Raw genomic sequence first — 26818 nt, 5'->3', positions numbered from 1 at the left:
TTACGTTCAGACCATATTCTGCTTTTTCGTCCGAAAAATCCTGCTCTTTCGGATTTCAGCCTTCTTAAATATCCAGTTCTGCATCAGTTGCATGCTCGTAAATAAATGCCTTTCTTGGCGGCACGTCGCTTCCCATCAGGATTTCCGTCACGCTGGAAGCCATACGGGCATCCTCAATTTCCACCCGTTTCATTCTACGGGTTTCCGGATTTAAGGTTGTCTCCCAAAGCTGCTGGGCATCCATCTCTCCAAGACCTTTGTATCTCTGGAGGGTAAAGCTTCCCGGCTTGTGACTGCGGCGGTATTTTTCCAGTGCCTTATCATCATACAGGTACTCTTCGGCACCCTTCTTCGGCATTACTTTGTAAAGAGGGGGCATGGCAATATAAACATGTCCCTCATAGATCAGTTCCGGCATAAAACGATAGAATAAAGTAAGTAAAAGTGTGGAAATATGAGCACCATCCACATCCGCATCGGCCATAATCACGATCTTGTCGTAACGAAGTTTGGTGATATCAAAGTCGTTTCCATAGCCTTCGGAAAATCCGCATCCAAATGCATTGATCATAGTCTTGATCTCTGCGTTTGCAAGCACCTTGTCAATGGTGGCTTTCTCCACATTCAGGATCTTACCGCGGATCGGAAGAATTGCCTGGTAATTACGATCTCTGGCAGTCTTTGCAGAACCGCCAGCGGAATCTCCCTCTACGATAAAGATTTCACAAAGTGAAGGATCTTTTTTCTCGCAATTGGCAAGCTTTCCATTGGAATCGAAAGAATATTTCTGCTTGGTGAGAAGGTTGGTCTTGGCACGCTCCTCTGTCTTACGGATCTTGGCGGCCTTTTCCGCACAGGACAAAATGGTCTTCAAAGTTTCCAGGTTTCGGTCAAAATAGAGTACCAGCTGCTCAGACATTACTTTTCCCGTGGCGCGGGCTGCATCCTGATTGTCCAGTTTGGTCTTGGTCTGCCCCTCAAAGCGTGGCTCCGGGTGCTTGATGGAAACAACCGCTGTCATTCCATTACGGATATCCGCTCCTGTGAAATTAGCATCTTTTTCCTTCAGAATACCGATCTCACGGGCGTAAGTATTCATCACCGTTGTAAAGGTTGTTTTAAATCCGGTAAGATGAGTACCGCCTTCTGCATTGTAAATATTATTGCAGAAACCAAGTACATTCTCACGGAATTCGTTGGTGTACTGAAATGCTGCTTCTACCTGGATTCCATCGGCTTCTCCTTTCAGATAAATCGGTTCGTGGAGAGCTTCGGAATTGTGATTCAGGTCTTTGATATATCCCACGATTCCATCTGGCTCATGATAAGTGATATCTTCAGGAGTATCACCACGAAGATCCATGAAATGAATGGTAAGGTTGGGATTCAGGTATGCAGTCTCATGGAGACGGCTCTTTACTTCTGTGGATGAAAATCTTGTTTTTTCAAAAATCTCCGGGTCCGGAAGAAAATTCACGCAGGTTCCGGTCTGTCTGGTCTTGCCAAGCCTGGGGAGAAGTCCCTCTTCCAGTTCAATCGTGGGGATACCTCTCTCATAATGATCGTGATGTACAAATCCATCACGGCTGATCTTAATATCCAGATATGTGGACAGGGCATTTACAACGGAAGAACCAACGCCATGAAGTCCACCGCTTGTCTTATAAGCAGAGTTGTCAAATTTACCGCCTGCATGGAGGGTGGTAAATACAAGACGCTCTGCAGATACCCCTTTCGCATGCATATCTACCGGAATTCCTCGTCCATTATCAGTGACCGTACAGGAGCCGTCTTTCTCCAGTGTTACTTCAATTTCAGAACAGTAACCGGCCAGATGTTCATCTACCGCATTGTCCACGATCTCATAGATCAGGTGGTTCAGGCCTTTTCTGGATACGCTTCCGATGTACATTCCCGGACGTTTCCGAACAGCTTCCAATCCTTCCAGGACAGAAATACTACCCGCGTCGTAAGTGTCTTTCTTTGCCATGGTGTTAATTCCTTTCTTACTATCATTCAGACTGTTACCAGTGAACAGTAACTTCAGACTCTGCTGTCCCATATTCTTCTTTTATGCATCCAGTGTACCGACAGGATTGTTCGAGAAATCAACTTGTAAGTGCACGAAATAACTGCTCATTTCATTTACAGCTCTACATTTCATGATGCACTGTCTGGGCTTCAGCATTTATTCCAATGGTTGTGAAAAGCGGACAGTATGTCCGCTTCTTTTCCATTCTTATCTTCTGTTCAAACATTCGTTCTATATCATACCCCAGTTTATGGTATTTTTGCAAGTAAAATTTGGGTTTTCTATTTTGTTTAAAATTTTTTTGACACCGCAAACCCGCTTATTTCCTGGCTTTTTTCGGAGTTTTTCAATTTTTCGCAAAAAAAATAAAAAAAGTGCTTGCATTCTCCTGCAAAGTAAGATATACTAAGCGAGTCGGTTGACAAGGCCAGTTGGTCAAGGGGTTAAGACGTCGCCCTCTCACGGCGAAAACACGAGTTCGATTCTCGTACTGGCTGCTTTATTTTCCGACAAATTGAATACATATGTTAAGCGAACCGCTTACATGGCCAGTTGGTCAAGGGGTTAAGACGTCGCCCTCTCACGGCGAAAACACGAGTTCGATTCTCGTACTGGCTGCTAGAAACTTCCGAAGTGATTCGGAAGTTTTTTTGTTGTCTGAATATATTTCTGCCGCCTGGGTTATGCCTTCTTTTTTTATGCAAAAAGACGCCGCAAAGCGACTTTTTTCGTCAACCTTGCGGCATCTGGATTCAGACCTTAGAAGTCAGAATCTTAATTTTTTTACTGAAAATCTTCGAAAGCAAGTGCATCGGCGTCAGCTTCTGCATTTTTCCATATTGCAATCTCACATCACAATACAGCGGCTTTCCTTATTTTTCCTAATTCACTTCAACTTCTTATTCTTCCACATCCTCCGCCGGTTCTGCCGGGATGAAGACTCTGGAATTTTCATGTTTTTCTTTTTTCTTTAACGCTTCTGCTTTCTCAGTGGCCTCCCTGCAGAATTCCATCTGGGAATTGATCAGAAGCTTGCCTCTCTTGTCCTGCTTCTCGTAAGTTCCATCAGGCTGAAGAATATGGGCTTTTACATTATCACGGAACTCCAGATCCAGAACATGCTTGATCTCATTCTTGATCTGCTCGTCCTCGACCGGGAAAACAATCTCCACACGGCGGTCCAGATTACGAGGCATCCAGTCCGCACTTCCCATATAAATCTCGTCACTGCCATTATTGTGGAAATAGAAAATACGGCTGTGCTCCAGGAAGTTTCCTACAATGGAACGTACATGGATATTCTCGCTCACACCCGGGATTCCCACTCTCAGACAGCAGATACCTCGGATCAGCAGGTAAATCTGCACGCCACAGGAAGATGCATGATAAAGAGCTGCAATGATCTTCGGATCACAAAGAGAGTTCATCTTCGCTACGATCATAGCCGGCATTCCTTTCTTCGCGTGCTCTGCCTCTCTCTCGATCAGCTTCAGGAAACGATCCTTCATCCAGATTGGTGCCACGATCAGACGATTCCAGTTCTTCGGCTCAGAATATCCGGAAAGCATGTTAAACACTGCAGTTGCATCCTCGCCGAAGCGCTCATCACAGGTAAAAATGCCGCAGTCCGTATAAAGCTTTGCAGTAGAGTCGTTATAGTTACCAGTTGCCAGATGGACATAACGGCGGATTCCGGTGTCCTCACGGCGAACCACCAAAGTAATCTTACTGTGTGTTTTCAGGCCAACCAGACCATAAATAACATGACAGCCTGCTTTTTCCAGCATTTTTGCCCACACAATATTGTGTTCCTCATCAAAACGTGCCTTCAGCTCTACCAGAACCGAAACCTGTTTGCCATTCTCCGCTGCCTGGGCAAGTGCTGCAATGATCGGGGAATTTCCACTGACACGGTACAACGTCTGCTTAATCGCAAGTACATCCGGATCCTTTGCCGCCTGGCGTACAAAATTTACAACCGGGTCAAAGCTCATGTATGGATGGTGTAAGAACACATCACCCTCACGGATCACCTGGAAAATATCCTTACTGGTATCTGCAAATGCAGGCACTACAGCAGGGGTATATTTCGGCTCTTTGTACTGATCAAAGCCATCCTGTCCATAAACCTTCATCAGCATGGTAAGGTCCAGTGGTCCGTTAATATAGAAAATATCCTCTTCTTTAATGTCAAATTCCTTTTTCAGAATGCCAAGAAGTCTGGAGTCCGTTTTATCCTCCACTTCCAGGCGGATTACCTCACCCCACTGGCGCTTCTTCAGCTGCTTCTGGATTTCCACCAGAAGATCCTCCGCCCCATCCTCATCTATGGAAAGATCCGCATTTCTCATAATACGGTAAGGATGTGCACAAACCACATCATATCCAAGGAAAAGCTTGTCAATATTGCGCTCGATAATCTCCTCCAGAAGGATTACGGTAGTGTCCTCTTTATTCCCGGATGGAACGACAACCACACGAGGCAGTACAGAAGGCACCTGGACAGTGGCAAATACCAGTACATCCTTGCCCTTTTTCTTATCCTTCTTGGAGATCAAGGCGCCAATATTCAATGTCTTATTTCGAATCAATGGGAAAGGTCTGGAAGAATCCATTGCCATAGGGGTAAGAACCGGATAAACATTATCCTCGAAATAACGGTCCACATACTCCTGCTGTTCTTCGTTTAATTTCTCGTGCTCCATCACCAGATGAAGCCCCACCTTCTCAAGTGCCGGAAGAAGGGAACGGTTCAGAGTGCTGTACTGGGAGCGAACCAGCTCATGTGTCTGAACGCTGATCTCCTTCAGCTGCTCTCTTGGTCCCATTCCTGCAATATCTGTTTTCTCATAACCAGCATGAACCTGGTCTTTCAGGGAAGCCACACGAACCATGTAAAACTCATCCAGATTGGAAGATACAATGCTGGTAAATTTCAGTCTTTCAAACAATGGCAGACTTTTATCTCTTGCTTCTGAGAGAACACGGTCGTCAAACTTCAGCCAGCTCAACTCCCTGTTCACAAAATACTCCGGTTTTTCAAAATTTTTCAGATCCATTGTGCCCCTCCTCACACTTTTCTCTTACGCCTGAATACCAGACGGATACCAAATACCTCTTCAAAAAATTCAACTTTATCCATAAGAAGTCCAAGCTCCAGGGAGATATCCTGCTCAGAATCAACTGTAAGAAGCAGAGTTCTGTCCTTCAGCATAGCCTTCATATTCTTTACCTTCTGATAATGGCTGCGATCCATAGCATTTGCAATACGAAGGATTGCAGTCAGCTTGGCGATCAGAAGATATACGGAACGATCCATTCCGACCTCTCCTGCGATCTCGCTGTAATAAACAAATTCTGCGGTATTGTAGCGCACCGCATTTGCTATGATCTGACGTTCTTCTGTGGAAAGTCCAATGATCTCCGTAGCCATAATGATCTGATAGGAGCACTCTGCCACATCTCCCATACTGATATATTTGCCACAGTCATGAAGCTGCACTGCGATCTGAAGAAGCAGGCGCTCTCTGTCTCCCATTCCGTGCACTTTCTTCATGCTGTCAAAAATCGCCAGGGCAAGGTCGGTAGTGCCCTTAATATGATCCTTTCCAGTAGAATAACGTTTGGCAATGTTTCTGGCTGCCACCAGAATATCATTTTCAAAATTGTGTGCACTCTTAATAAAATTCTTCTTTTCCCCGAAATCATAGGCAATACCATCAAGAAGAGATACACCTGGCATCCAAAGCGCTTCTGCATTGAAAAGATCCATAAAATCTTTACAGATAACCATAGTTGGCACAATCAAAGCGGCATACTCCGGATCAATATCCATTTCCTCTGACAGTGAAGTCTCGGTCTTATAAACCGTATTCTCATACCGCTTCTCGAACTCAGCCCGTGTAATAATGTTGTCCTGTCTCTCCTCACGGAAAATAGTCTCAGTAAGAAAATCCCCCATAAGGATCAAATTCTTTATCTCTCGGTCTTTCAGATAAAGACGCTTAAACCCGGTCAGGTCATTACGGATAAACTCCTCCACCAGCTGTGCATAATTCGTATTGGTTTTCTCCAGCTCTTTCAGTCGCTGACGGATACGCACGCTTCCCATTTTCAGGCTCTGGGTGGTTACAAGCGCATCTTTGTCAAACAGGGAAATCTGCAGGTTTCCACCACCCACATCCAGAATAGCGGTTCCTTTCTGGATCATTTTCTTAAAACCATTCTCAATGGCCGCAATAGATTTATAGCCCAGAAAATGCTGCTCGGCATTGCTTAAAACCTCCACATGAATTCCGGTTCTTCTGAAAATCTGTTCAATGATAATCAGCGGATTCTTCATCTCACGGAAAACACTTGTGGTACAGGCGCGGTATTCTTTCACACCGTACTCTGCCATGATCCTCTTAAAGTCGTTAAGTACTTCACAAATAGTATCTACCTTATCCACTTCCATGGTTCCGCCGGAATATACCCCTACTCCAAGATTCAGACGATACCGGATATCGTCTACAGTCCGGAAACCACCCTTTTTGGAAAATTCAAAAATTTTCATGGTGATCTCATAGGAACTGATATCAATTGCCGCAAATGTGGTCACTGCCATACGTTTTTCCCTCCTGCCAAGGATTATTTCTTCTATCTGTGCCTGTAAGTCAGACACAAGCAAAAGCTTTTTCTATTGTACTGCCCGCTTTCGCCAAAACCTAGAGCCTGTTTAAAAAATCATTCCCGCAATCTGCACGCCCCACTTTGCGGTAGATTTCACCCGAATTCGGTTGCACAGGTATAAATTTCAGATAATCTCTGGTATTCTTTTACTGTTCCTCACTTGTTCCCAGAACATGATCAATAAACTGCTGCGCCGTTCTTCCAGTGAGACCGCCGTGAGAAAGCTCCCAGGCGTTTGCCTTCATCAGAAGCTCCTCTGCAGGCATTGTAACACCATAGCGCTCTGCAAGTGTAGTAACAATATTCTGGAATTCCTTCTTATTCGGTGCACCAAAATAAATACGCACGCCAAAACGGTAAACCAGAGAAAGCTTCTCCTGCACAGTATCGGAGGAATGCAGATCTTCATCGTCTGCCACCTCCAGCTTATCCCCGGATTTCTCCCGAACAAGATGACGTCTGTTGCTGGTTGCATAGATCAGGATGTTGTCCGGCTTTTTCTCAAGACCGCCCTCGATCACTGCTTTCAGATATTTATATTCGATTTCAAATTCCTCAAAGGAAAGATCATCCATATAAAGAATAAATTTGTAATTACGGTTTTTGATCTGTGCGATCACATCATTCAGATCCTGGAACTGGTGCTTGTACACCTCGATAATACGAAGTCCTTCGTCATAATAACGGTTCAGGATACCTTTGATACTGGAAGATTTACCAGTTCCTGCATCACCAAAAAGCAGGCAGTTGTTGGCCTTTCTTCCTCTTACAAAAGCCTCCGTGTTCTCGATCAGTTTCTGCTTGGGGATTTCATATCCAACCAGATCATCAAGATTCACATGGGCGATTCTGGTAATCGGTGTGATCACCGGCTTCCCATCCTTGCCATGCTCAATACGAAATGCCTTGTTCAATCCCAGCTTACCTACGCCGAAATCTTTGTAGAACTGCACCATATCTGCCATAAACTCTTCCACTGTAGAAGCCTCTGCCAGTGTTTTGCTCATATCACAGATTCTGTCGCAGATGCGCTGGTTGTATACCTTGCTGTTGCATCCTGTATTCACATAATTACAGAGAAAATCAGCACAGTCTGTTCCAAACGCACTGTCAAAAACAGCAAGATCAAAGTCATAAAGTTCTTTGAAAATTCCAAAATCATGAAGAGCCAGATGGTTAATGCTTCCCTCCACTGCCCCTCTGATCTCGGAAGCGGTACTGAATGCATTCTCGTGATTGACAAGAAGCTGTGTCAGATAAGTGTGCCACAGATTCCCGGAAAACCCATACATTCCTGCCATTTCCACCAGGCTTCCTGCCATATGGAAAAATTCCTCTTTCCGATTCTCAAAGCCTTCTTCACCAGCCTCATAGCTGTTCATCAGTGATGTCATTATGTCCAGTACCTCACCGTTGTCGAAATTGCGGTAAAGGATACATTCTTCTGTTCTTGCCATTTTTGTTTCCTCTCAATTCCATAGCGCATTTACGCGCCTCTTCTCCTTTTTGCCGCCCGCACAATTCATGGCAGCACACTTTCGGATATACAAGCTCACGCATTTGCACCGTTTTTCATTCTACTTTTCTTATATTAAAAACAGATAAAATCTTCTTAAATTCTTTGGTTAATTTTAACAATAAATGAAATTGCTGCCACTCTCTGCCTTCGCAGCTATAACCGGCTCTAGAGCGTGTTTGAAAAATCATTACCGCACGCCCCACTTTGCGGGAGATTTTGCAGAAAGCCTTTTTCAAACACACTCTAATAATTGCCCAGAATTTTCAAATAGCTGGTCTCTGCTTCCATGCCCCGCAGTGCATTCTTTACCGCGCTGTCCCGCAGGTTTCCCTCGAAGTCCACGAAGAAACGGTATTCCCAGGTTTTTCCCGGAATAGGCCGGGACTCGATCTTGGTCATATTCAGACCATTATAGATCATATGGGAAAGTACATTGTAAAGAGTTCCGCTTGCATGACGTGCCTCGAAGCATACACTAATCCTGGAGCTGTTGTTCTCATAAACCGGTTTCTTTGCCAGAATAATAAATCTGGTCACATTGCTGTCATTTTTGCAGATATTCTCTGCCAGAACCTTCAGATTATAAATCTCTCCAGCAGCCCTGCTGGCAATTGCGGCGTGAGTCTTATCCTGATCTGCGCTGACCTTTTTGGCCGCTGCGGCGGTGTTGGTTACGGCTGTGGTTTTCCAATCTCTATGCTCTTCCAGATATTCCTTACACTGGGCGAGCCCCTGAGGATGGGAATATACCCCGGCAATATCGGAAAGCTCAGCCTCCTGCAGGCCAAGCAGTACATGCTCAACCTTCAGGATCTGCTCTCCCACGATAAACAGATTATATTCTGTCAAAAGGTCATAAATATCTGCCACAATCCCAGCTGTGGAATTTTCAATAGGAAGGACTGCGTAATCTGCTCTTCCTGCTGCAACTTCTTCCATGGCATCCCGGAACAGCTTCACATGATAGCTCTCAATGTCTTCCTGAAAGTAGGCGCGCATGGCTCCATAGCTGTAGGCGCCCTCTACCCCCTGGAAAACAACAGTCACATTATTTCTGGGAAGCTGCTCCACCATTTGGAAGTCTTCCTTTTCTTTCGGACCATATTCGGTGAGAAGCTGATACTGACGCTTTCTGCTGATGGCCATGATCTGCTGAAAAAGCTCCTGGGCTCCAAGTTCGTTGAACTCACCGTGCGCTTTTTTCCTGATCTCTTCCAGTTTGGCATGCTCTCTCTCCGGATCCAGCACTTTCTTTCCGGTATGGATCTTATACTCTGCAACCTCCTCGCAGACCTTCATCCGCTTCTCAAAAAGTTCCACCATCTGATTGTCAATTTCATCTATTTTTCGTCTGCATTCCTGCAAATCTGTCATATTGTTTTCTCTCCAGTTTTTGTATTTAATCATGCAAATTCAGCTGCTGCACACTTCAATTTCCACAATGTACTGCCATTACTGTTCACTCCGTGACCAGTAACACGCTGCCATTTCAGTACCTGACACTTATCCGACATATTCTTCCACCGCATTTGTAAGCGCTCCAATAAAGGAAAGTGAACCAAATGCCAGAATCACACTGTTCTCGTCATCTCCTGCACAGGAAAATGCCTTTTCTACAGCATCTTTTATACTTTTTGTACTCTCGGCACTGGAATTATATACCCTTGCCGCCTTCGCCAGTTCCTCTGCCGGCAGTGCACGGGGATTATCCGGTGTCTCTATGGTATAGATTTTTTCTGCAAAATGGGCTGTTTTTTCAAGGACAATCTTATATTCCTTGTCTGCAAAAACCCCCATAATATAGATCAGTTTTTTCCCATTAAAATAGTGCCGGACAGATTCTGCCATCTTGTCGGCTGCTCCGGCATTGTGAGCGCCGTCTACAATAAAAAGAGGCTTTTTATTGATAACCGTAAATCTTCCCTTCCAGCTTGTGTGGAGAAGACCGTCCTTCCGCTGTTCCATGGTAGTAGTCCAGCCAAGTCTGTCCAGTTCTTCAAGGGCGTTTAATGCCAGCACTGCATTTTCTTTCTGGTAAACACCGGCAAGGGAAATTGCAAATTTCTCTCCTTTATAAGAAAAGGTCTGACCGAATACGCTCTCTTTTTCCAAAACAGCCTCATCAGGGTCAGATACCACACAGGGTACATGAAGCTTGTTGCAGGTATCTGCAATCACCTGTGCCGCTTCCGGCTTCTGCTTTGTGGTCACAACCAGGCAGCCAGGTTTGATAATTCCCGCCTTCTTCTCTGCGATTTCTCCAAGGGTATTTCCAAGAAATGACATATGATCCATGCTGATAGAAACCAGCACAGCCAGTTTGGTATTCTTCACAATATTGGTGGCATCCAGATTACCGCCCATTCCGGTCTCCAGAAGGACCAGATCACAATTTTCTTCCTTAAAATATAAAAACGCTGCTGCAGTCTCAATCTCAAAAGGGGTAGGATGATTCATGCCAACCGCTGTCATCTGGTCAATTGACCTGGAAATTTCTGTCACATACTTTGCAAAATCTTCCTGTGAGATCTTCTCGCCGGCAATCTCAAGACGTTCTCTGTAAGAATAAAGAGTTGGGGATATGTATCTGCCCACTTTATAGCCTGCCCGGGTAAGGGTGGTGTATAAATAAGCAATCACGGAACCCTTTCCATTGGTTCCGGCTACGTGGACATAAGGAACTGCATCCTGAGGATTTCCAAGCCTGTCCAGCATTTCACGCATATTATCAAGTCCCAGCACGGAACCGTATTTCGCCGAATCATCGATATATGCACGGCATTCCTGATAGTTCATAATAAAAGCTCCTCGTTTGTCAAATATCTTTTTCTCTCCATTATAACCTTGCGGCATAAATTTAGCAAGAATGGGAATGTTATTTTTATCATTTTACCCAAGGAGACCAAGCATATGAAAAAATACCCTTTTCTCTTCTGTGGTTTTACCGGCTTGTGTCTGGAGATTCTCTGGACCGGGCTCCATTCCCTGCTCCGGGGAGATGCGTCCATGAAAGGGACTACCTCTCTTCTTATGTTTCCCATTTATGGCTGTGCATCCCTGATTCTGCCTGTATACAAAAAGCTGAAAAACCTTCCGGCACTTCTGCGAGGCTCCCTTTATACTGCCGGATTTTACCTGGCAGAATTTGCCAGCGGTTCTATCCTGCAGGCTTTTCACATGTGCCCCTGGGACTATTCCGGAGTGCCCCATCAGTACAAAGGAATCATCCGTCTGGACTATCTCCCGGTCTGGTTTCTCACTGGATTGTTTTTCGAAAAAATACTTACAAAATCTTCTTGAAAAATCATTCCAAGTAGTATATGATAGGTCGAAGAGATTTTGCGTTACCACTCACAGAAGATCCTTTTTGAAAGAGTTTTTGTGAACCGTAACACTCTACCCCAAAACCACACACTCATAACGGAGGTATATCATGAGACACTTAATGAGTCCGCTGGACCTTAGTGTTCCGGAGCTTGAGAAGCTTCTGGATCTTGCCAGCGATATTGAGAAAAACCCCAAAAAATACGCACATACCTGTGACGACAAACGGCTTGCCACACTTTTCTATGAGCCAAGTACCCGTACCCGTCTCAGTTTTGAAGCTGCTATGATGAACCTTGGCGGTAAGGTTCTTGGTTTCTCATCTGCAGATTCCAGTTCCGCAGCGAAAGGGGAAACTGTTGCCGATACCATTCGTGTTGTTTCCTGCTATGCAGATATCTGTGCTATGCGTCATCCCAAAGAAGGTGCTCCGCTGGTAGCTTCTATGGTTTCTAATATTCCTGTTATCAATGCCGGTGACGGTGGTCATCAGCATCCAACTCAGACTCTTACAGACTTACTTACCATCCGTTCCTTAAAGGGACGTCTTGACAACATTACCATCGGTCTGTGCGGAGATCTGAAATTCGGACGTACCGTTCACTCTCTGATCGAGGCACTGGTTCGCTACAACAATGTTAAATTCGTACTGATCTCTCCGGAAGAGCTTCGTATCCCAAGCTATATCCGTGAGGACGTGCTGAAGAAGAACAACATCGAGTTCCTAGAAGTAGAACGTCTGGAAGATGCTATTCCGGAGCTTGATATTCTTTACATGACACGTGTTCAGAAGGAGCGTTTCTTCAACGAGGAAGACTATGTTCGTATGAAAGATTTCTACATACTGGACAAGCAGAAACTTTCCCTTGCAAAGGATGACATGTACATTCTTCATCCGCTTCCTCGTGTTAACGAAATTTCTGTTGAAGTGGACAGCGATCCGAGAGCTGCATACTTTAAACAGGCCCAGTACGGTGTATATGTGCGTATGGCCCTGATTCTTACATTATTGGAGGTGGAACTGCCATGTTAAATGTTGGAGCACTTCGTGAAGGTTTCGTATTAGACCATATCAAAGCCGGCAAGGCTATGACTATTTATCATGACCTGAAGCTTGACAAGCTTGATTGTACCGTTGCGATCATCAAGAACGCAAAGAGTAATAAGATGGGCAAAAAGGACATCATCAAGGTTGAGTGCCCGATTGAGGATCTGGATCTGGATATCCTTGGTTTTATTGATCACAATATCACTGTAAATATTATTAAGGATGAGAAGATCGTTGAGAAAAAAGACCTTCGTCTTCCGAAGCAGGTTGTAAACGTGATCAGATGTAAGAATCCCCGCTGTATCACTTCCATCGAGCAGGGACTGGATCAGGTGTTTGTTCTGGCTGATGAGGAGAATGAGGTTTACAGATGTAAATATTGTGAGGAGAAATACTCCGGTCACAGAAACAAATAAGTTATCTCTGTAAATCATTGTTTTTTATAACAATATTGATATTTTATTGTGGAAGCTGAATACAGCTTCCACTTTTTTGTAACAGAAAATTCCGGTGAAATTTCCTGTCCATCTGGTCGCATCCTCGCGGAGCGTTTTTTGCTTTATCGGAACATTACGGAGTAATTTCCTATAAAGCAAAAAACCTGAGAAAATCCAGCAGAACTGAATCTTCCCAGGTTAAATATCATATTGTATGATACAATCCGATTCTTAAATACGCAAGCAGACCGATAAGCCGGGTTATGTCGTTGAGTGATCATCTGTCTAGGCCTTCCGTTGCCGAAAGGCTCAAGCGACCTACCTGAAAGCACGACGGGCCGCCGTATCGCTTTCTGCTCGGTCTTGCTTCGAATGGAGTTTACATGTGCCCGGCCTGTTACCAGGACGGCGGTAGTCTCTTACACTGCCTTTCCACCCTTACCATGGCAAGCCATGGCGGTTTATTTCTGTTGCACTGGTCTGGGAGTCGCCTCCACCGGACGTTATCCGGCATCCTGCCCTGTGAAGCCCGGACTTTCCTCGTCTGAACCCTTTCGTCTGTTCAGCCGCGATCACCTGGCCTGCTTGCGCAAGTGCTATTTTAACATTATTGCTTTAAGATGTAAAGCACTATTTCTCATTTCTTCCTGTCGTAGAACCTGTAAAGGTTACTGTAAACGGAGTAAACAGTAACCCTGTAAATAATCATTTGAGTAAATCTTTATACTCTTTCTTTTCAAGTTCCTTCTCATATGCAGCATAGGCTTCTGACAGAGAGCTATACACTTGACCACCCCCGGCCATAATAACCTTTTTATACCCTTCTTTATCTAGGTGATCGGAGATTGCCACATGCGTTACCTTGTTATTTTTGCCAATTCTCGCGGCAGTTGTAGAATTCGAAACATAATATTTCTCGTCTCCTGTTTGAATCAATATTGGAATCTGCTTACCAACTCCCACCTTATCGATATCAAATGAAGTCCAGAACAAATATCTTTCAGATTTCTTTTCTGCCCTTCCATCTCCCAGAAACGCCCATGTACCATTCTTCAGCAGACTTTGTTCGCCCAATACTGCTTCGATTTTCGGGACAAAAGTTGAAAACCCCGCTGCTTTCGAATCAATTTCAAAATTACTGTTATTCTTTATTTGTGGTTCATTCAGACAGCCACTGCTTTCCAGAGTTGCAAAGAAATCCTCCCTCATGTTATAGCTATTTGACGCAGAAGTCCCATCCCCGCTCCATACAAATTTGGTTCCATTTTCCTGGTCAAACGAAATCTCACAATGTCCACCTGCTCCTGGTTTTCCCCTCCAGTTATACGTATCGCCTTCCTTTACTGAATGGCTGATTCCCCCAATTGTAATTACATCCGCTGACTGCCAGTCATACTGTTTCTGTTTCAGATCGACAGTAACCACTTTATCATAGATTCCCATGTTTGCCTCAGTCAGCACTTCTGCATAAGCAGCGCGTACATTTGCAAGGTCTGCTGCTTCCCTGCTTTTTTCCAACTGACTTCCGAAAACAGGTATTGCAACAGCCACCAGCACCGCAATAATTGCAACCACGATCAAAAGCTCAGCCAATGTAAAGCCTTTGCGACTTATTTTCATAAAATACTCCTCAACTTCTTACAAGCACATCTGCATCATCAGGTGTTAAAACAGCTTCCCCCTATAAATTCTCTTAACAGGGAATTATTAGGCACTTCCTCGCTTGGCACAGCTACAAAATAATCAAAAAATTTCAGCAACCTGTTTGCCTCCAGATATTCCGGCTCCTCTTTGGAAATTCCGAAGAGAAGAGGCTCTGCGTATACCTTCAGACATGCCAGTTCATAGATCAGTGCCGAGTTAAACATAACATCCGCTTCTTCCTGGTATGGAAAAATGTTTTTCTCCTCGCCGCGTCTTACAGAGGGCCATCTTGCAATGGTCTCGCCGGCTGAGGTTCCTCTGGTTCTTGCATCCCGGACAATTCTGCGAATCAGCCTGCCGTCTGTGGTAGGAATCCGGTTGTGTTCATCAATGTTCAACTGGGTGAGGGCGCTGATATAGATTTTGAACTTGCTCTCCTTCGGAAGTGCGTAGCTTAATTTGTCATTCAAGCCGTGGATTCCCTCAATAACAAGGATGTCTTCTTTTCCCAGCTGGAGAAAATCGCCTTTATATTCTCTCTGCCCGGTCTTGAAGTTGAACACCGGAAGTTCTATTCTCTCTCCATTAAGAAGTGCCAGCATATCTTTGTTGAACTGCTCCACATCAATGGCTTCCAGACACTCGTAATCCTTTTCCCCGAATTCATCCAGCGGGGTATGCTCTCTGTTTACAAAATAATTGTCAACAGCAATGGGATGTGGCTTCATTCCATGTGCCGCCAGCTGAATGGAAAGCCTGTGGGAAAAGGTAGTCTTGCCAGAGGAGGACGGACCGGCGATCATAACGAACTTCTTGTTTCCGGCCTCCACAATCTGCTCTGCAATTCTGGCAATTCCAGACTCCTGGATTGCCTCCTGCATAAGAAGGATCTTCTGTATTCCCTGGGAAACGATCTGGTCATTCAGTTCACCTACTGTGGAGATTTCCAGCTTTCTGCCCCACTCTTCAGAATCCTTCTGCACCTGGAAGATCTTCTCCTGGGGCTGGAATTCCGGAAGCACATCCGGAGTCTTAGCCTCCGGCAGAATCAGCACAAAGCCTTCATCATACAGCTTCAGGTCAAAATATGGCACATAGCCGGTATCGTAAGCCATTGCCCCGTAAAAATAGTCCTCGAAATTCTCTATGCTGTAAATATTCACCCTGGAAACCCTGCGATAGCGGAACAGCTTCTCTTTATCATACATTCTGTGATGATGAAAAAGCGCAATTGCTTCATCCGTTCCTACACTTCGTTTCTTCACCGGGATTTTCTGCTCCACCAGTTCTGTCATCCGCTTCTTTACCTGGTCAAGAAATGCCTGATCCAGCTTCTGTTCTCCCGCCATGGTAAAGTAAAAACCGCTTCCTACAGAATAATGAAGCACCACTTTATCTACTTTTTCTTTGCCTGCAAGATCGTAAATTGCCTTTAAAAGCACCAGACATGCAGTTCGCTTATAGGTTTTATTTCCAATGCTGTCTTTTGTGGTGACCAGCCGGACTTCACCGTCCCGTTCCGCTTTTTTATGAAGCTCACAGATCTTGCCTCCTGCAATTACAAGAATAACAGGGGCCGGGCTGGTCTTTTCGTACTCTTTTACAACTTCTTTATAGGTAATTCCCATGGGAAACTCTCTGGTTTCCCCATTGATTGTAAGTTTCACTGCATGATCCATAAAATCTCCTTTTCTAATCCGAAAGATCAATTAGGCTAAACATAAATCACATTTTCCAAAACCAGACAATATTATTCTGACAACTCATTTTATCTCCGGACGGACGTCATCTCGCCCATCCACACCAGGTCTCAACCTTATAGTATAGTATACGGGCTTCTCACCTTTGCGCAGCTGACTGTAAGCTCCGGAAACGCTTTTGCCAGTCTTTCCTTCATATCTTCCATAAAAATATATTCCGTACCGTAATGACCTGCATCAATGATTGCAAGCCCCTGGGCAACGGTGTCAATTCCGGTATGGTGGTCTATATCACCTGTCACATATACATCAGCCCCGGCTGCAAGCACATCCTGGATCATGCTTTTACCAGAACCGGTACATACGGCAGCCGTTTTCACAGTCTGTTCCAGATTTCCGTACACTTTCACATCTGAAAGCTTCAGATTCTTTTTTACAAGAAGGGCGTACTCCTTTAAAGTCATCTCACAAGGCAGATTTCCCACACGCCCAAAGCCAATGGTCTCCCCGTCTTTTTCCCCGGTGGCACAAAGTACTTTCGTATCTGACAGTTCCAGATATCTGGCACTTAAATCTGCCATTCCCAGAATATCATAGTTGGTATGCATCGCATAATAAGATATTCCATGGCGCACCAGACTGATAATCTTCCGTCCTGTAAAGCTATGATTGTTAATCTTCTTAATACCGGAAAAGATCATAGGATGGTGGGTAACGATCATGTCAGCGTCAGCCCGGATAGCCTCGTCTAACACTGCTTCGGTAAGATCAAGGGCAAGAAAAACATGTTTTACTTCACTCTCGTCATCTCCTGTAAGAAGTCCCACATTATCCCAGTCCTCTGCAACTGCTGCCGGAAAATTTCCTCCCAGCCATTCTGTCAGTTCTTTAACCTTCATATTCTGCCAGCGCAGCAGCGATCAGCTGCGCCTCCTCCTTTACTTCCAAAATGCGGGCAGTAACTGCCTCTGCCTTCGGTGCCGTTTCCAATTGGTCCAGAATCTGGGAGCGGATCCGGGATTCCCGCTGAAGATAATGGTAAAGCACCTGGTTCTTTTCCTGAAGAAGATATTTGCCAAAGGCTTCCTCCAAGGTGTAAGCAGCTGGATTTTCCGGCATTTCTGCCCATTCATCAGCATGTAGGTTCTCAGAAGAAGCAGCTTTCACAGACGTATTTTTTGGGAAAGAATCCACGTTAAGTTTCAAACTGCTGTGAACATTTTCCCCAGGCACCACCCGCATCATGGGATAAAATTTCCCATCCTCTTCCACCATTTTCTCTTCTGTGATCTCCCAGCCTTCAGACTGGATAAATCTGCGAAAATGGGGAATGTCGGACTGTGGCTGTAAAATCAGCTCAGAGAAAGAATTTCTCACAGACCTGCCATCTGTGAGAATCCTTTCCATAAGGGGACCGCCCATACCTGCGATCACAAGGGTGTCACCCTCTCCGGCTTTCAAGCCTTCAAGTCCGTCTGAGAGCCGGGTCTGTATGTATTCCTCCAGTCCATACTGCCGGATATGTTCCTGTGCCCTGGAAAGTGGCCCTTTTCGCACATCCATTGCAATGGCGGATGGAATTTTTTTCTGCTGTATCAGGTATACCGGCAGATATCCATGATCGCATCCCACATCTACCAGCCGGTTTCCTTCTGTCACCAGGTCTGCGATTGCAGACAGTCGTAAGGATAACTGCATAGTCCTCTCCTTAATCCAGATAATCCTTCAGCTTGCGGCTGCGGCTTGGGTGACGGAGCTTACGAAGAGCCTTTGCCTCAATCTGACGGATACGCTCTCTGGTAACATTAAACTCCTTGCCAACTTCCTCAAGTGTTCTTGCACGTCCATCATCAAGCCCGAAACGAAGGCGAAGAACCTTCTGTTCTCTCTCAGTAAGAGTGCCAAGAACTTCTACCAGCTGTTCCTTCAAAAGAGTAAATGCTGCAGCATCAGCCGGAACCGGAACATTGTCATCCTGGATGAAATCTCCAAGATGGCTGTCCTCCTCTTCACCAATAGGGGTCTCCAGAGAAACCGGCTCCTGGGAAATCTTCAGGATCTCACGCACGCGGTCAACCGGCATGTCCATCTCTTCCGCGATTTCCTCCGGAGTAGGTTCACGTCCAAGCTCCTGGAGTAACTGTCTGGAAACGCGGATCAGCTTGTTGATCGTCTCAACCATATGAACCGGAATACGAATGGTACGCGCCTGGTCTGCAATGGCTCTTGTGATAGCCTGACGGATCCACCAGGTAGCATAGGTACTGAACTTGTAACCCTTTCGGTAATCAAATTTTTCGACAGCCTTGATAAGACCAAGGTTACCTTCCTGAATCAGATCCAGAAAAAGCATTCCACGTCCTACATAACGCTTTGCAATGCTGACAACAAGACGAAGGTTGGCTTCTGCCAGACGCTTCTTGGCATTTTCGTCGCCCTGTTCCATTTTCTTTGCAAGCTCGATTTCTTCTTCTGCTGAAAGAAGCGGAACTTTACCAATTTCTTTCAGATACATACGAACCGGATCCTCAATGCTCACACCTTCCGGAACAGAAAGATCGATCTTGTCCAGCTCTACTTCTTCCTCATCGTCCAGGCCATCAATATCCATGTCATCGTCCAGCATAAGGTCATCTGCACTGTTCTCTGTGATACGCAGCACATCTACCCCACTTGCCTCAAGGAAATCGAAGATCTTGTCCATCTGTTCCGCATCCAGTGGCTGGTCTTTGAAATAATCACTAATTTCCTGATATTCCAGTACGTTTTTCTTCTTTTTTGCAAGCTCCAGAAGTCCCACCAGTTTCTCACTGAATTTGCCCATATTCATTTCCATAGGTACTCTAACCTCCATATAGTGTTAATATTTTATCCTTATTCAAAAGAAATATGCAATTGCTGCCTTTTTCTTCCAAGCTCCTCCAGATCCTTCTTGGCCTTTACAAGCTCCTGTAAAGCCCCCATATCTGCAGGATCCCAGTTTTTATTTTTCTCCGCCAGACTCTCCTGTTTAATGCGGATCAAAGCATCGGAAAATGCTCTCTGCTGTTCCTCCTTTGTCTCAAGGTGGATCGTGGCATTAAAGAGAGAGGCCACCTCTTTCTGCTCTTCACTGTCTGTAAAAGCATTCAGAAGTCTGGCCGGATTCACATCTCCCTCTTCGTGCTGCTTCCAGAGCATTTCTGCCACCTCTTTATAAAGAGGAACTACAAAATCTGAAGGGGAAAGATATTTCTCCACAGTATCAAAAATTGCCGGATAGGTAACCAGCCAGGTAAGCATCAGCTTCTGGGATTTATCTGCCGCGCTCTCCTTTTTTCTCATTGGAGAGCCGCCGGATTTTGGCTGGATACGCTTCTCTGCAGGCGTACCCTTCAGAGCAAGGGTGTTTACACGCTTCCGAAGGTCTTCCACACTGATTCCATATCTGCGGTATTCTTTTACAATTGCTTCAATATACAGATTCCGCTCCAGTTCATCAGAAAGTTCCAGAAGATACTGGGCACACCGCTCAAAAAACCGGTTCTGTCCCTGTGGCTCATCCATAGGAAAATCACCGGAAGCAATACTTACCCGGAACATAAAGCTGTCCGTAGCTGCCTCCAGCCTTTTCTCAAAAGCCTCTGCGCCTTCTGCTTTGATAAATTCATCAGGATCCTTGTGAGGCCGTAAATTCACCACTCTGGAATTCACGCCGGCTTCCCGTAGAATGGGAATGGCTCGCAAGGCGGCTTTTACACCAGCTTCATCACTATCGTAAAGAAGAAGCACTTCCTGTGTATACCTCTTCACCAGACTGGCATGTCCGGATGTAAGCGCCGTTCCCAGAGAAGCCACTGCATTGGTAAATCCTGCCTGGTGCATGGAGATTACATCCATGTAGCCCTCGCACAGGATCAGGTAATTTTTCCTGGTGGTTCTGGCTATATTCAATCCGTACAGATTACGGCTCTTGTCAAAAATACGGGTCTCTGGCGAATTCAGGTACTTGGGCTTGCCGTCTCCCATCACTCGCCCGCCAAATCCAATCACCCTGTTATTGACATCCATGATTGGAAAAATAACACGATTCCAGAATTTGTCATACATGCCCTGGCGTTCATCCACATTGAAAAGGCCGGATTCCCGAAGAAGTTCATCACTGTAATTCTGGGATTTCAGATATTTATACAGGTCATCACTGTACTTGTCTGAATACCCCAGACCGAATTTCCTGATCGTCTCTTCGCTGAGACCTCTGCCTGTAAGATAATCGTGGGCATTTTTTCCACCTTCACGGCGCAGCTGGTAATAAAAATACTGAGCCGCTTTCTTATTGATCTCAAGCAAGGCTGCGCGCTTCTCCGCTTTCGCCCTTGCCTCCTTGGAATATTCGATCTTGGGAAGTTCCACACCGGCACGCTCTGCCAGATGGGAAAGTGCTTCTCCAAATGAATAATTCTCATATTGCATTACAAAATTGTATACATTTCCTCCAGCTCCGCAGCCGAAGCAGTAATACATCTGCTTGGACGGCGTTACGGAAAAGGAAGGGGTCTTCTCATTATGAAAAGGACACAGACCAAAATAGGAGCTTCCTCTTCTGGTCAGTCTTACATACTGGGATATCACGTCTACAATATCATTTTTCATTCGCACTTCTTCAATGATATCGTCGGAATAGCGCATGCTTATCCTCCTTTGATTTGATATGCCGCATATCCAAGAAAATGCGACATCTTTCGCGTAAATAAATATTATATCTCATTGCAAGAGTTTTGTCCACGTTCTAATAAACCTCCCAGGCTCTTGGTATGAAAATCTCCTTGAATTTCTTCATGGAATACTGATCCGTCATTCCTGACAGCCAGTCACATACCGCCCGGTCTTTGGGAACTCCCTTTTTCTCAATAAGAGCAACGTACTCCCTGGACATTGCTTCCGGGTGATCTATGTAATAGGCGTATAATTCTGTCAGCATTTTGATTGCCTTGGATTCCTCACGCTTCGCAATGGGATTCAGATATACTTTCTGGAACATCTCTGATCGAAGATCCATGAGTGCCTGCTCTACAGGAGCAGACATCTGAATGGAAGGCTGGTCAATGCTGTGCTCAATCACATCATGTACAAAGGTATTCAACCTTTCTCTTGTGGTCTGTCCAAGAAACTCCCTGAGACTGGCAGAAATATCATTCTCTGTAATGATCCCAGCTCTCTGGGCATCGTCCATATCATGATGAACATAGGCAATCTTATCAGAAAAGCGGACTACCTGTCCCTCCAAAGTGGACGGATGACCGCTGGTACGGTGATTCAGGATTCCGTCTCTTGTCTCCCAGGTAAGATTCAGTCCGTCTCCATTCTTCTCCAGTACTTCCACCACGCGGACGCTCTGACGGTAGTGGGCAAAGCCCTCAGGATGAACGGTATTAAGTGCGGTCTCTCCTGAATGTCCGAAAGGCGTGTGACCAAGGTCGTGTCCCAGTGCAATCGCCTCCACAAGATCCTCATTCAGGCGAAGTGCCTTAGCTATAGTACGTGCGATCTGGGATACCTCCAGAGTGTGCGTCAGCCGGTTCCTGTAATGATCTCCTTCCGGAGCCAGAAAAACCTGAGTCTTATCCTTCATCCTGCGAAAAGCTTTGCTATGCAGGATCCTGTCCCGGTCTCTCTGGTAAACCGTCCGGACGTCACACTCTTCTTCCTCCCGGTCTCTTCCTCTGGAACATCCACTGTATGCGGCATAAGGACTCAGCAGTTCCAGTTCTCTTTCTTCCATGCTCTCTCTGATATTCATATATCTTCTATCCTCCAAAGACTGACAGGTACGCCGATAATCTTCCTCCTATTAATTATATTCTACACAAAATTTCAAATTCCTCTTTTTTTCAAAAAAAACTTGAAAATTTTTAATTTTTTTTAAAAAATGTGTTGACAATCATATACCCCTTTGTTATACTAATATCCGTCGCAGCGAGAAAGAAATCTTTCTCCGAGAAACGCGATATGCGGAAGTGTCGGAACTGGCAGACGAGCAAGACTAAGGATCTTGTGAGCATTGCGCTCGTGTGGGTTCAAGTCCCATCTTCCGCATGACTATTTAATAGTCACAATTTCATATTTTATCGCGCAGAGGTTTTTCCTCTATGAATGCGATATGCGGAAGTGTCGGAACTGGCAGACGAGCAAGACTAAGGATCTTGTAAGCATTGCGCTTGTGTGGGTTCAAGTCCCATCTTCCGCATTTTTTTATTTTATCAAGAAATGTCAAAAGCCTGCAAAGCGCCTGTTTTGCGGGCTTTTTTGGACTCCGAATGTTCAGGAGGTAGATAAAGTGTGTCAAAACTCTGCCCCTTTTTTGCCCCTCGAGGGGCAGAGATTTTGCCCCTTAAGGGGCAGGATTCTTGCCCCTCACATTTTCCAGAAAAAATAAAGCAAGATTTATAATATAAGAAGAAAAGCCTTTACTCTCCTGAGGGGCAACTCGCGGGATTGTAAAGGCTTTTCTTGTCTAAGGGAAATCTCATGTTCAGTTTTACTGTACCAGATTCTTTCTCATCTGTCGAGTTTTATCGTGCGAGATAGTGCGACAGATTTCGACATCACAGATTCTTCACCAACACCTGGAAGCCTGCTGCCTTCAGCTTCTTTACCACCTTATTGGCAGCTTTCTTTGTTCTGTAAGTGCCAACCTGGGCACGGTATGGGACAGAACCGGATACTTTGCGGATACTTGCTGAAAATCCTTTTTTCTTAAGCACTTTCACCATCACGTCTGCATTTTCTTTTGTTCCGTAGGCTCCAGCCTGGATGTAATACTTTGCTTTCGGTTGCGCCGGCGCAATTGTGATCGTTTTTCCCAGAATGCCCTCTGCAATCAGCTTGCCATGAGCGTCCATGCCAAGTTTTTTCGCTTTGGCATAATCGTCCTTGTTATCGCAGAAGAAAGATTCTACCAGGACAGCTTTTGCCTTGGTCTTTCTGGTCCAGTACAAACCTGGACGTTCTTCAGCTCCTCTATCATGCCAGACAGTGCCAAGCTTCGCGCTGATCCGCTGGGCTTCCGGAAGTCCATTTGCATTGTAACAGTATGCTTCACAGCCATATGCCTCTCCATTAAATGCATTCAGATGAAGCTGAACGGACAGATCATAGTTCTGTTTATGCTCTTCTTCAATGAAATACTTAATTTCATCATTCAGGGAATGCAGCTGACCTTCCGGAGCAATGCACAAGGTTGCCTCATGACCTGCTGCCTTAAGTCATTTGCACACATAAGGTGCCAGTTCCTTGTTGTATTTGTATTCGTTTACGCCACCTTTGCTGGTGCCATCTGCAGATGAGATGACGCCACCGCCATAGTTCGCGTGACCTACACAGATAAAATATTTCATGTTGAAATTCTCCTTTCAAAAAGGAGGGCGATCACTCGCCCTCGTCAATATCTTCTCCATCTTTATTGATTGCCTTATCCGCCACTTCCAAACCCTTGATCAGGATTTTCGGGACGTCCACTCCCATTTCCACCAGATTCTCACAAATAGATCTGATCTCATTTACTAATAGGGATGCCAGGACAAAGAATCCAAGTAATGTGGTGATTCCCAGATCAACACCAAGCGTCTTTCCGATTTCCACGAACACTGCAGATGCCCCAAAGGCTACCGCAATCATGATCCAGTAAGCCAGTTTTTTCAGGACTCCTTTCCATCCGGCTTTGGAATTTTCCTTGTGTATCAGTCTGGCTTTCATCCAGCCTGTGATCCAGTCGGCAACATTAAATGCCAGGAACAATGCAAACAGGATCCAGTGCTCTCCAAAGATATAGCTCAATACAGCAACAGCTGCGCCAACAATGGCATTATACGTATCAATCACCTTCATAATTATGTGTTCTCCTTCTTATTATATTATTTTATGGTATAAAAATAAGACCGGTTACACGGTCTCGCCCTGGGTTCGTTCATATAATTTTCATGCCACCTTTCTTTTCAATGCTTCAATTTCTTCGTGCTGCTGCTGGATCGCCTTGATCAGATACGGGATCACAGCTCTTTCATTCCAGTCTTCAATCAATCCGTTCTGGTATCTGGCAGCTAATGGAAGATACTGTTCCACATCCTCTGCGTAAAGCCCTGGAATAGGAACGGCGCTGTCTTTTTCCAGATAGCCAGGCTTATAAACAAAGAACACGGTTGGAAGCTTATACAGATTTTGTATATCATTATCTGTCATGTCCCGGATATGGTTCTTATATCTTCTGGATGAACTGGACAAATAAGAAACCGTAGCCCCATCACTGTCAAAGACCAGGTGTCCTCCAGACGATACATGACCTAATCCGAATATCTTGAATCTCTCCGTACCATCATCGAAACCACTGCTATCTGTATTTACATTTGTGTAAAGATGTAAGCCGTTTTTTACTGTGAGCGCTCCTCCAGTTGAACTTATTTTACATGTTCCGAATTTTAAATATCCATCCGAGTGTATAGTCATCGCATCTATTCCGGCAAAACGTGACTGAATTTTATCGGACGATATCGTCCATCCTCCCAGCGTACCTTTGGTGCTTTTTATACTTCCATCGGTTAAAATGCAAAAATAGCTATTAGCAGTTACCACACCGTTTAAATTGATCTTACTCGCGTTAATGGAAATACTTTCTGCAGACTGGTTGATCTGGGAGATCAGACTGGCCTTGTCTGCCTTTTTGCTCCAGGATGTGGAACTGGTTACAGTGCTGACGATTGCGGAATCTGTGATCTTCAGTGCGGCCTGGGACTTCCAGGTCTCTAGATTTGATATCTTTGTACTGGCGTCGCTCAGCCCCTCCTTAGTTGCATAAGTCTTTGAAACAGATGCTGTGATGGAATCTGCATTCTGCTTAATGGCTGATTCCATAGCGGTTACAGTCGGATACGATTTCAGAAGTTCTTCTGTATTTGCATTCGCAGCTTTTACGGCTGCACTTTGTGCCGCATCCGCATATCCCTTTGCGGATTTATCCGCTGATTGTAAGGCACTGTCCGCATAGTTTTTAGCCTTCTGGTCTGCGCCGGATAGACCAGCTGAGAGATCTGCTCCTGTCGCATAGGTCTTGGAAACGCTAAGTGTTATACTGTCGGCCATTTGCTTGATTGCAGAATTCATGGCTATGGTAGTGGAATAATTCTTCAGTTTATTATCGGTATCAGCTTTTGCATTGGATTCCGCTGCATCTGCCTTGGACGTTGCGTCTTGCTGTGCCTGGCTTATTGCGGTACTTTGTGCAGTGTCTGCATATTTCTTTGCATTGGTGTCAGCTTCTGCCAGTGAAGATTTAACGTTTTGCGTTGTCGCATAAGTCTGTGAGACAGTACTGGACAGCCCATCCACACTTGCTTTAATGGCTGCATTCATTGCAGTAGTCGTGGAATAGTCATTGTTTATCTTGGTGCTAAGACTGGACAGGTTCATCGAAAGTCCATCCAATCCTGCTTTGTAATCTGCTACTTTTGCATCCAGGGAGCTGTATTTACCAGTTACGGTATCATATTTACTGCTGATATCGGAAAACTGCAGCTGAAGGCTGTTTATATCCAGTACGGCTGATGCAAGTTTACTGTACATGGTTGCCTTGCTGTTCTGCAGTTCAATCAATTCTGACTCGCTGATCAGTGCAGAGAGCTTTCCTCTGACTACTTGGACAGCTGTTTCATTTGACTGGAAACGCTTCAGTACATAATCCTGCGAGTATATATTGACTGGTTGTTCGAATAGCATTGGGTTTTTCCTCCTTTCCGGATAAAAATCCATAATAAAAGACACCTTGGGAGATGCCCTTTAGCATGAATTCTTGTTTTACTAAACAATATGGCAATAAAGCTCAAAAAGCTACATACGCTTTAAATGATAATATCAACGATATATTGGTATCTGGCAACTATTGCGAAATTATTCCAGCATGGGGAAATATTGGAGGTTTATACCCTTCTTGGGCTTGGGGTATAGTTCTAACGTCTAAAAATATTGCAAATTTTATTGGAGTCGCTACAGTAAGCAAAAAGCTTGCCGTTGCACAATACAGTAATGGTGCTTGGACAAAAATTATGTAAATGATTATTTCTCTATCCAATTGCCCCATACATCACTTTCTTTTGACCTAAGAAATATTTTTTTATTAACAAGCGTCAAAAATTCTTACATCGCATATTTGGAACCATCAATATACATGGTTCTTAAAATACCATGTTCCCCTGGTGCTGGGCTATTTTGACAATTTCATTTAATTAGAATTGCTCTGGCATTTACTACGTTTGTATTATTCGTATCGATAGTACATGTGAAAGTTTTGGAATTGCTATCCCATTTAGCCTCGTTAGTTTTTGCATTGCTTGAGACAAATGACAGTATTTTCGAACTGTATTTAGAGCCATAAACAATCAATGCAATAGCGTACACAAAGGCAGAAATTTGATA

General features: G+C 44.8%; 21 protein-coding genes, 4 tRNA genes, 1 other RNA gene and 2 pseudogenes. 9 read left to right on the top strand and 19 right to left on the bottom strand.

Annotated elements, in window-relative coordinates; all coding sequences use genetic code 11:
• Positions 1–64 precede the first annotated feature (64 nt).
• A complete protein-coding gene (locus AB5170_RS02125) occupies positions 65–1990 on the bottom strand; it encodes a type IIA DNA topoisomerase subunit B (RefSeq protein ID WP_148462366.1) in 1926 nt (641 codons plus the stop codon).
• 467 nt (positions 1991–2457) lie between these two features.
• On the opposite strand from AB5170_RS02125, the gene AB5170_RS02120 reads away from it, so the two are divergent.
• Positions 2458–2529: transfer RNA gene (locus AB5170_RS02120), tRNA-Glu, on the top strand.
• Between the two features lie 49 nt (positions 2530–2578).
• Positions 2579–2650, top strand: a tRNA-Glu gene (locus tag AB5170_RS02115).
• A gap of 281 nt (positions 2651–2931) precedes the next feature.
• On the opposite strand, the gene AB5170_RS02110 is transcribed toward AB5170_RS02115, so the two are convergent.
• On the bottom strand, positions 2932–5091 hold the full coding sequence (locus AB5170_RS02110) for an RNA degradosome polyphosphate kinase (protein ID WP_173716348.1): 2160 nt from the start codon (positions 5089–5091) through the stop codon (positions 2932–2934).
• Positions 5092–5102: 11 nt separating this feature from the next.
• Positions 5103–6638, bottom strand: a complete 1536-nt coding sequence (locus AB5170_RS02105; protein WP_173771830.1) for an HD domain-containing protein — start codon at positions 6636–6638, stop codon at positions 5103–5105.
• Positions 6639–6713: 75 nt separating this feature from the next.
• Here AB5170_RS02105 and AB5170_RS02100 point away from each other — a divergent pair.
• Positions 6714–6785, top strand: a pseudogene (locus AB5170_RS02100) (hypothetical protein); the annotation flags it as partial.
• Here AB5170_RS02100 and AB5170_RS02095 read toward each other — a convergent pair.
• The 4 genes and pseudogenes from AB5170_RS02095 to AB5170_RS02080 form a co-directional block, all read right to left on the bottom strand.
• Positions 6756–6818: pseudogene (locus tag AB5170_RS02095) on the bottom strand (DUF6783 domain-containing protein); the annotation flags it as partial. The pseudogenes AB5170_RS02100 and AB5170_RS02095 sit on opposite strands and share 30 nt — an antisense overlap.
• Positions 6819–6849: 31 nt before the next feature.
• On the bottom strand, positions 6850–8160 hold the full coding sequence (locus AB5170_RS02090) for an ATP-binding protein (protein WP_173735390.1): 1311 nt from the start codon (positions 8158–8160) through the stop codon (positions 6850–6852).
• Between the two features lie 305 nt (positions 8161–8465).
• Entirely contained in the window at positions 8466–9596 is a 1131-nt protein-coding gene (gene pheA / locus AB5170_RS02085) for a prephenate dehydratase (RefSeq protein WP_173771832.1), read from the bottom strand.
• A gap of 129 nt (positions 9597–9725) precedes the next feature.
• The gene (locus AB5170_RS02080) at positions 9726–11018 is read right to left on the bottom strand and encodes a folylpolyglutamate synthase/dihydrofolate synthase family protein (protein WP_173735392.1); all 1293 of its coding nucleotides are present in this window, start codon (positions 11016–11018) and stop codon (positions 9726–9728) included.
• Positions 11019–11132: 114 nt separating this feature from the next.
• Between AB5170_RS02080 and AB5170_RS02075 the strand changes: the two genes are divergently transcribed.
• The 3 genes from AB5170_RS02075 (at position 11133) to AB5170_RS02065 (ending at position 13010) form a co-directional block, all read left to right on the top strand.
• Entirely contained in the window at positions 11133–11522 is a 390-nt protein-coding gene (locus tag AB5170_RS02075) for a hypothetical protein (RefSeq protein WP_173771834.1), read from the top strand.
• A 133-nt stretch (positions 11523–11655) separates the two neighbouring features.
• Complete coding sequence (gene pyrB, locus AB5170_RS02070; protein WP_148462381.1) at positions 11656–12579, top strand: aspartate carbamoyltransferase; 924 nt, start codon at positions 11656–11658, stop codon at positions 12577–12579.
• Positions 12573–13010, top strand: coding sequence for an aspartate carbamoyltransferase regulatory subunit (locus tag AB5170_RS02065; protein ID WP_118578704.1), 438 nt, complete (start codon positions 12573–12575; stop codon positions 13008–13010). Before pyrB ends, AB5170_RS02065 begins: the two co-directional genes overlap by 7 nt.
• 257 nt (positions 13011–13267) lie before the next feature.
• Here AB5170_RS02065 and rnpB read toward each other — a convergent pair.
• The 8 genes from rnpB to AB5170_RS02025 form a co-directional block, all read right to left on the bottom strand.
• Positions 13268–13619, bottom strand: an RNA gene (gene rnpB, locus AB5170_RS02060) — RNase P RNA component class A.
• 117 nt (positions 13620–13736) lie between these two features.
• On the bottom strand, positions 13737–14651 hold the full coding sequence (locus AB5170_RS02055) for a type IV pilin protein (protein ID WP_173771836.1): 915 nt from the start codon (positions 14649–14651) through the stop codon (positions 13737–13739).
• A 38-nt stretch (positions 14652–14689) separates the two neighbouring features.
• Positions 14690–16354 carry a nucleoside kinase gene (locus tag AB5170_RS02050; RefSeq protein WP_173769372.1) on the bottom strand — a complete coding sequence of 555 codons (1665 nt, stop codon included), beginning with the start codon at positions 16352–16354 and terminating at the stop codon, positions 14690–14692.
• 137 nt (positions 16355–16491) lie between these two features.
• Positions 16492–17274, bottom strand: coding sequence for a Nif3-like dinuclear metal center hexameric protein (locus tag AB5170_RS02045; RefSeq protein ID WP_173771843.1), 783 nt, complete (start codon positions 17272–17274; stop codon positions 16492–16494).
• Positions 17264–18073 carry a class I SAM-dependent methyltransferase gene (locus tag AB5170_RS02040; RefSeq protein WP_173716357.1) on the bottom strand — a complete coding sequence of 270 codons (810 nt, stop codon included), beginning with the start codon at positions 18071–18073 and terminating at the stop codon, positions 17264–17266. The genes AB5170_RS02045 and AB5170_RS02040 overlap by 11 nt, the downstream gene beginning before the upstream one ends.
• Positions 18074–18083: 10 nt before the next feature.
• On the bottom strand, positions 18084–19211 hold the full coding sequence (gene rpoD / locus AB5170_RS02035; RefSeq protein WP_118578714.1) for an RNA polymerase sigma factor RpoD: 1128 nt from the start codon (positions 19209–19211) through the stop codon (positions 18084–18086).
• Positions 19212–19249: 38 nt separating this feature from the next.
• Positions 19250–21043, bottom strand: a complete 1794-nt coding sequence (dnaG, locus tag AB5170_RS02030) for a DNA primase (protein WP_173771845.1) — start codon at positions 21041–21043, stop codon at positions 19250–19252.
• A gap of 100 nt (positions 21044–21143) precedes the next feature.
• Complete coding sequence (locus tag AB5170_RS02025) at positions 21144–22154, bottom strand: deoxyguanosinetriphosphate triphosphohydrolase (protein WP_173771847.1); 1011 nt, start codon at positions 22152–22154, stop codon at positions 21144–21146.
• Positions 22155–22365: 211 nt separating this feature from the next.
• Here AB5170_RS02025 and AB5170_RS02020 point away from each other — a divergent pair.
• Both AB5170_RS02020 and AB5170_RS02015 read left to right on the top strand, forming a co-directional pair.
• Positions 22366–22450, top strand: a tRNA-Leu gene (locus AB5170_RS02020).
• Between the two features lie 66 nt (positions 22451–22516).
• Positions 22517–22601, top strand: a tRNA-Leu gene (locus tag AB5170_RS02015).
• A gap of 358 nt (positions 22602–22959) precedes the next feature.
• Here AB5170_RS02015 and AB5170_RS02010 read toward each other — a convergent pair.
• From AB5170_RS02010 to AB5170_RS01995, 4 genes are all read right to left on the bottom strand, one after another.
• On the bottom strand, positions 22960–23592 hold the full coding sequence (locus AB5170_RS02010; RefSeq protein WP_173771848.1) for an N-acetylmuramoyl-L-alanine amidase: 633 nt from the start codon (positions 23590–23592) through the stop codon (positions 22960–22962).
• A gap of 27 nt (positions 23593–23619) precedes the next feature.
• Entirely contained in the window at positions 23620–23751 is a 132-nt protein-coding gene (locus tag AB5170_RS02005) for a hypothetical protein (RefSeq protein WP_276512281.1), read from the bottom strand.
• 31 nt (positions 23752–23782) lie between these two features.
• A complete protein-coding gene (locus tag AB5170_RS02000) occupies positions 23783–24241 on the bottom strand; it encodes a holin family protein (protein ID WP_173771849.1) in 459 nt (152 codons plus the stop codon).
• 90 nt (positions 24242–24331) lie between these two features.
• Positions 24332–26122, bottom strand: coding sequence for a tail fiber domain-containing protein (locus tag AB5170_RS01995; protein WP_173771850.1), 1791 nt, complete (start codon positions 26120–26122; stop codon positions 24332–24334).
• A 65-nt stretch (positions 26123–26187) separates the two neighbouring features.
• Here AB5170_RS01995 and AB5170_RS01990 point away from each other — a divergent pair, with 65 nt between their 5' ends.
• On the top strand, positions 26188–26454 hold the full coding sequence (locus AB5170_RS01990; protein WP_368365037.1) for a hypothetical protein: 267 nt from the start codon (positions 26188–26190) through the stop codon (positions 26452–26454).
• The last annotated feature ends 364 nt before the right edge of the window (positions 26455–26818 follow it).

Source organism: Ruminococcus sp. RTP21484sp1_RTP21281st1_A8_RTP21281_210402 (assembly GCF_040914025.1).
GTDB lineage: Bacteria > Bacillota > Clostridia > Lachnospirales > Lachnospiraceae > Blautia_A > Blautia_A faecis.
Note: the sequence above shows the minus strand (reverse complement) of the source record. Positions and strands in the feature narration are given on the sequence as shown.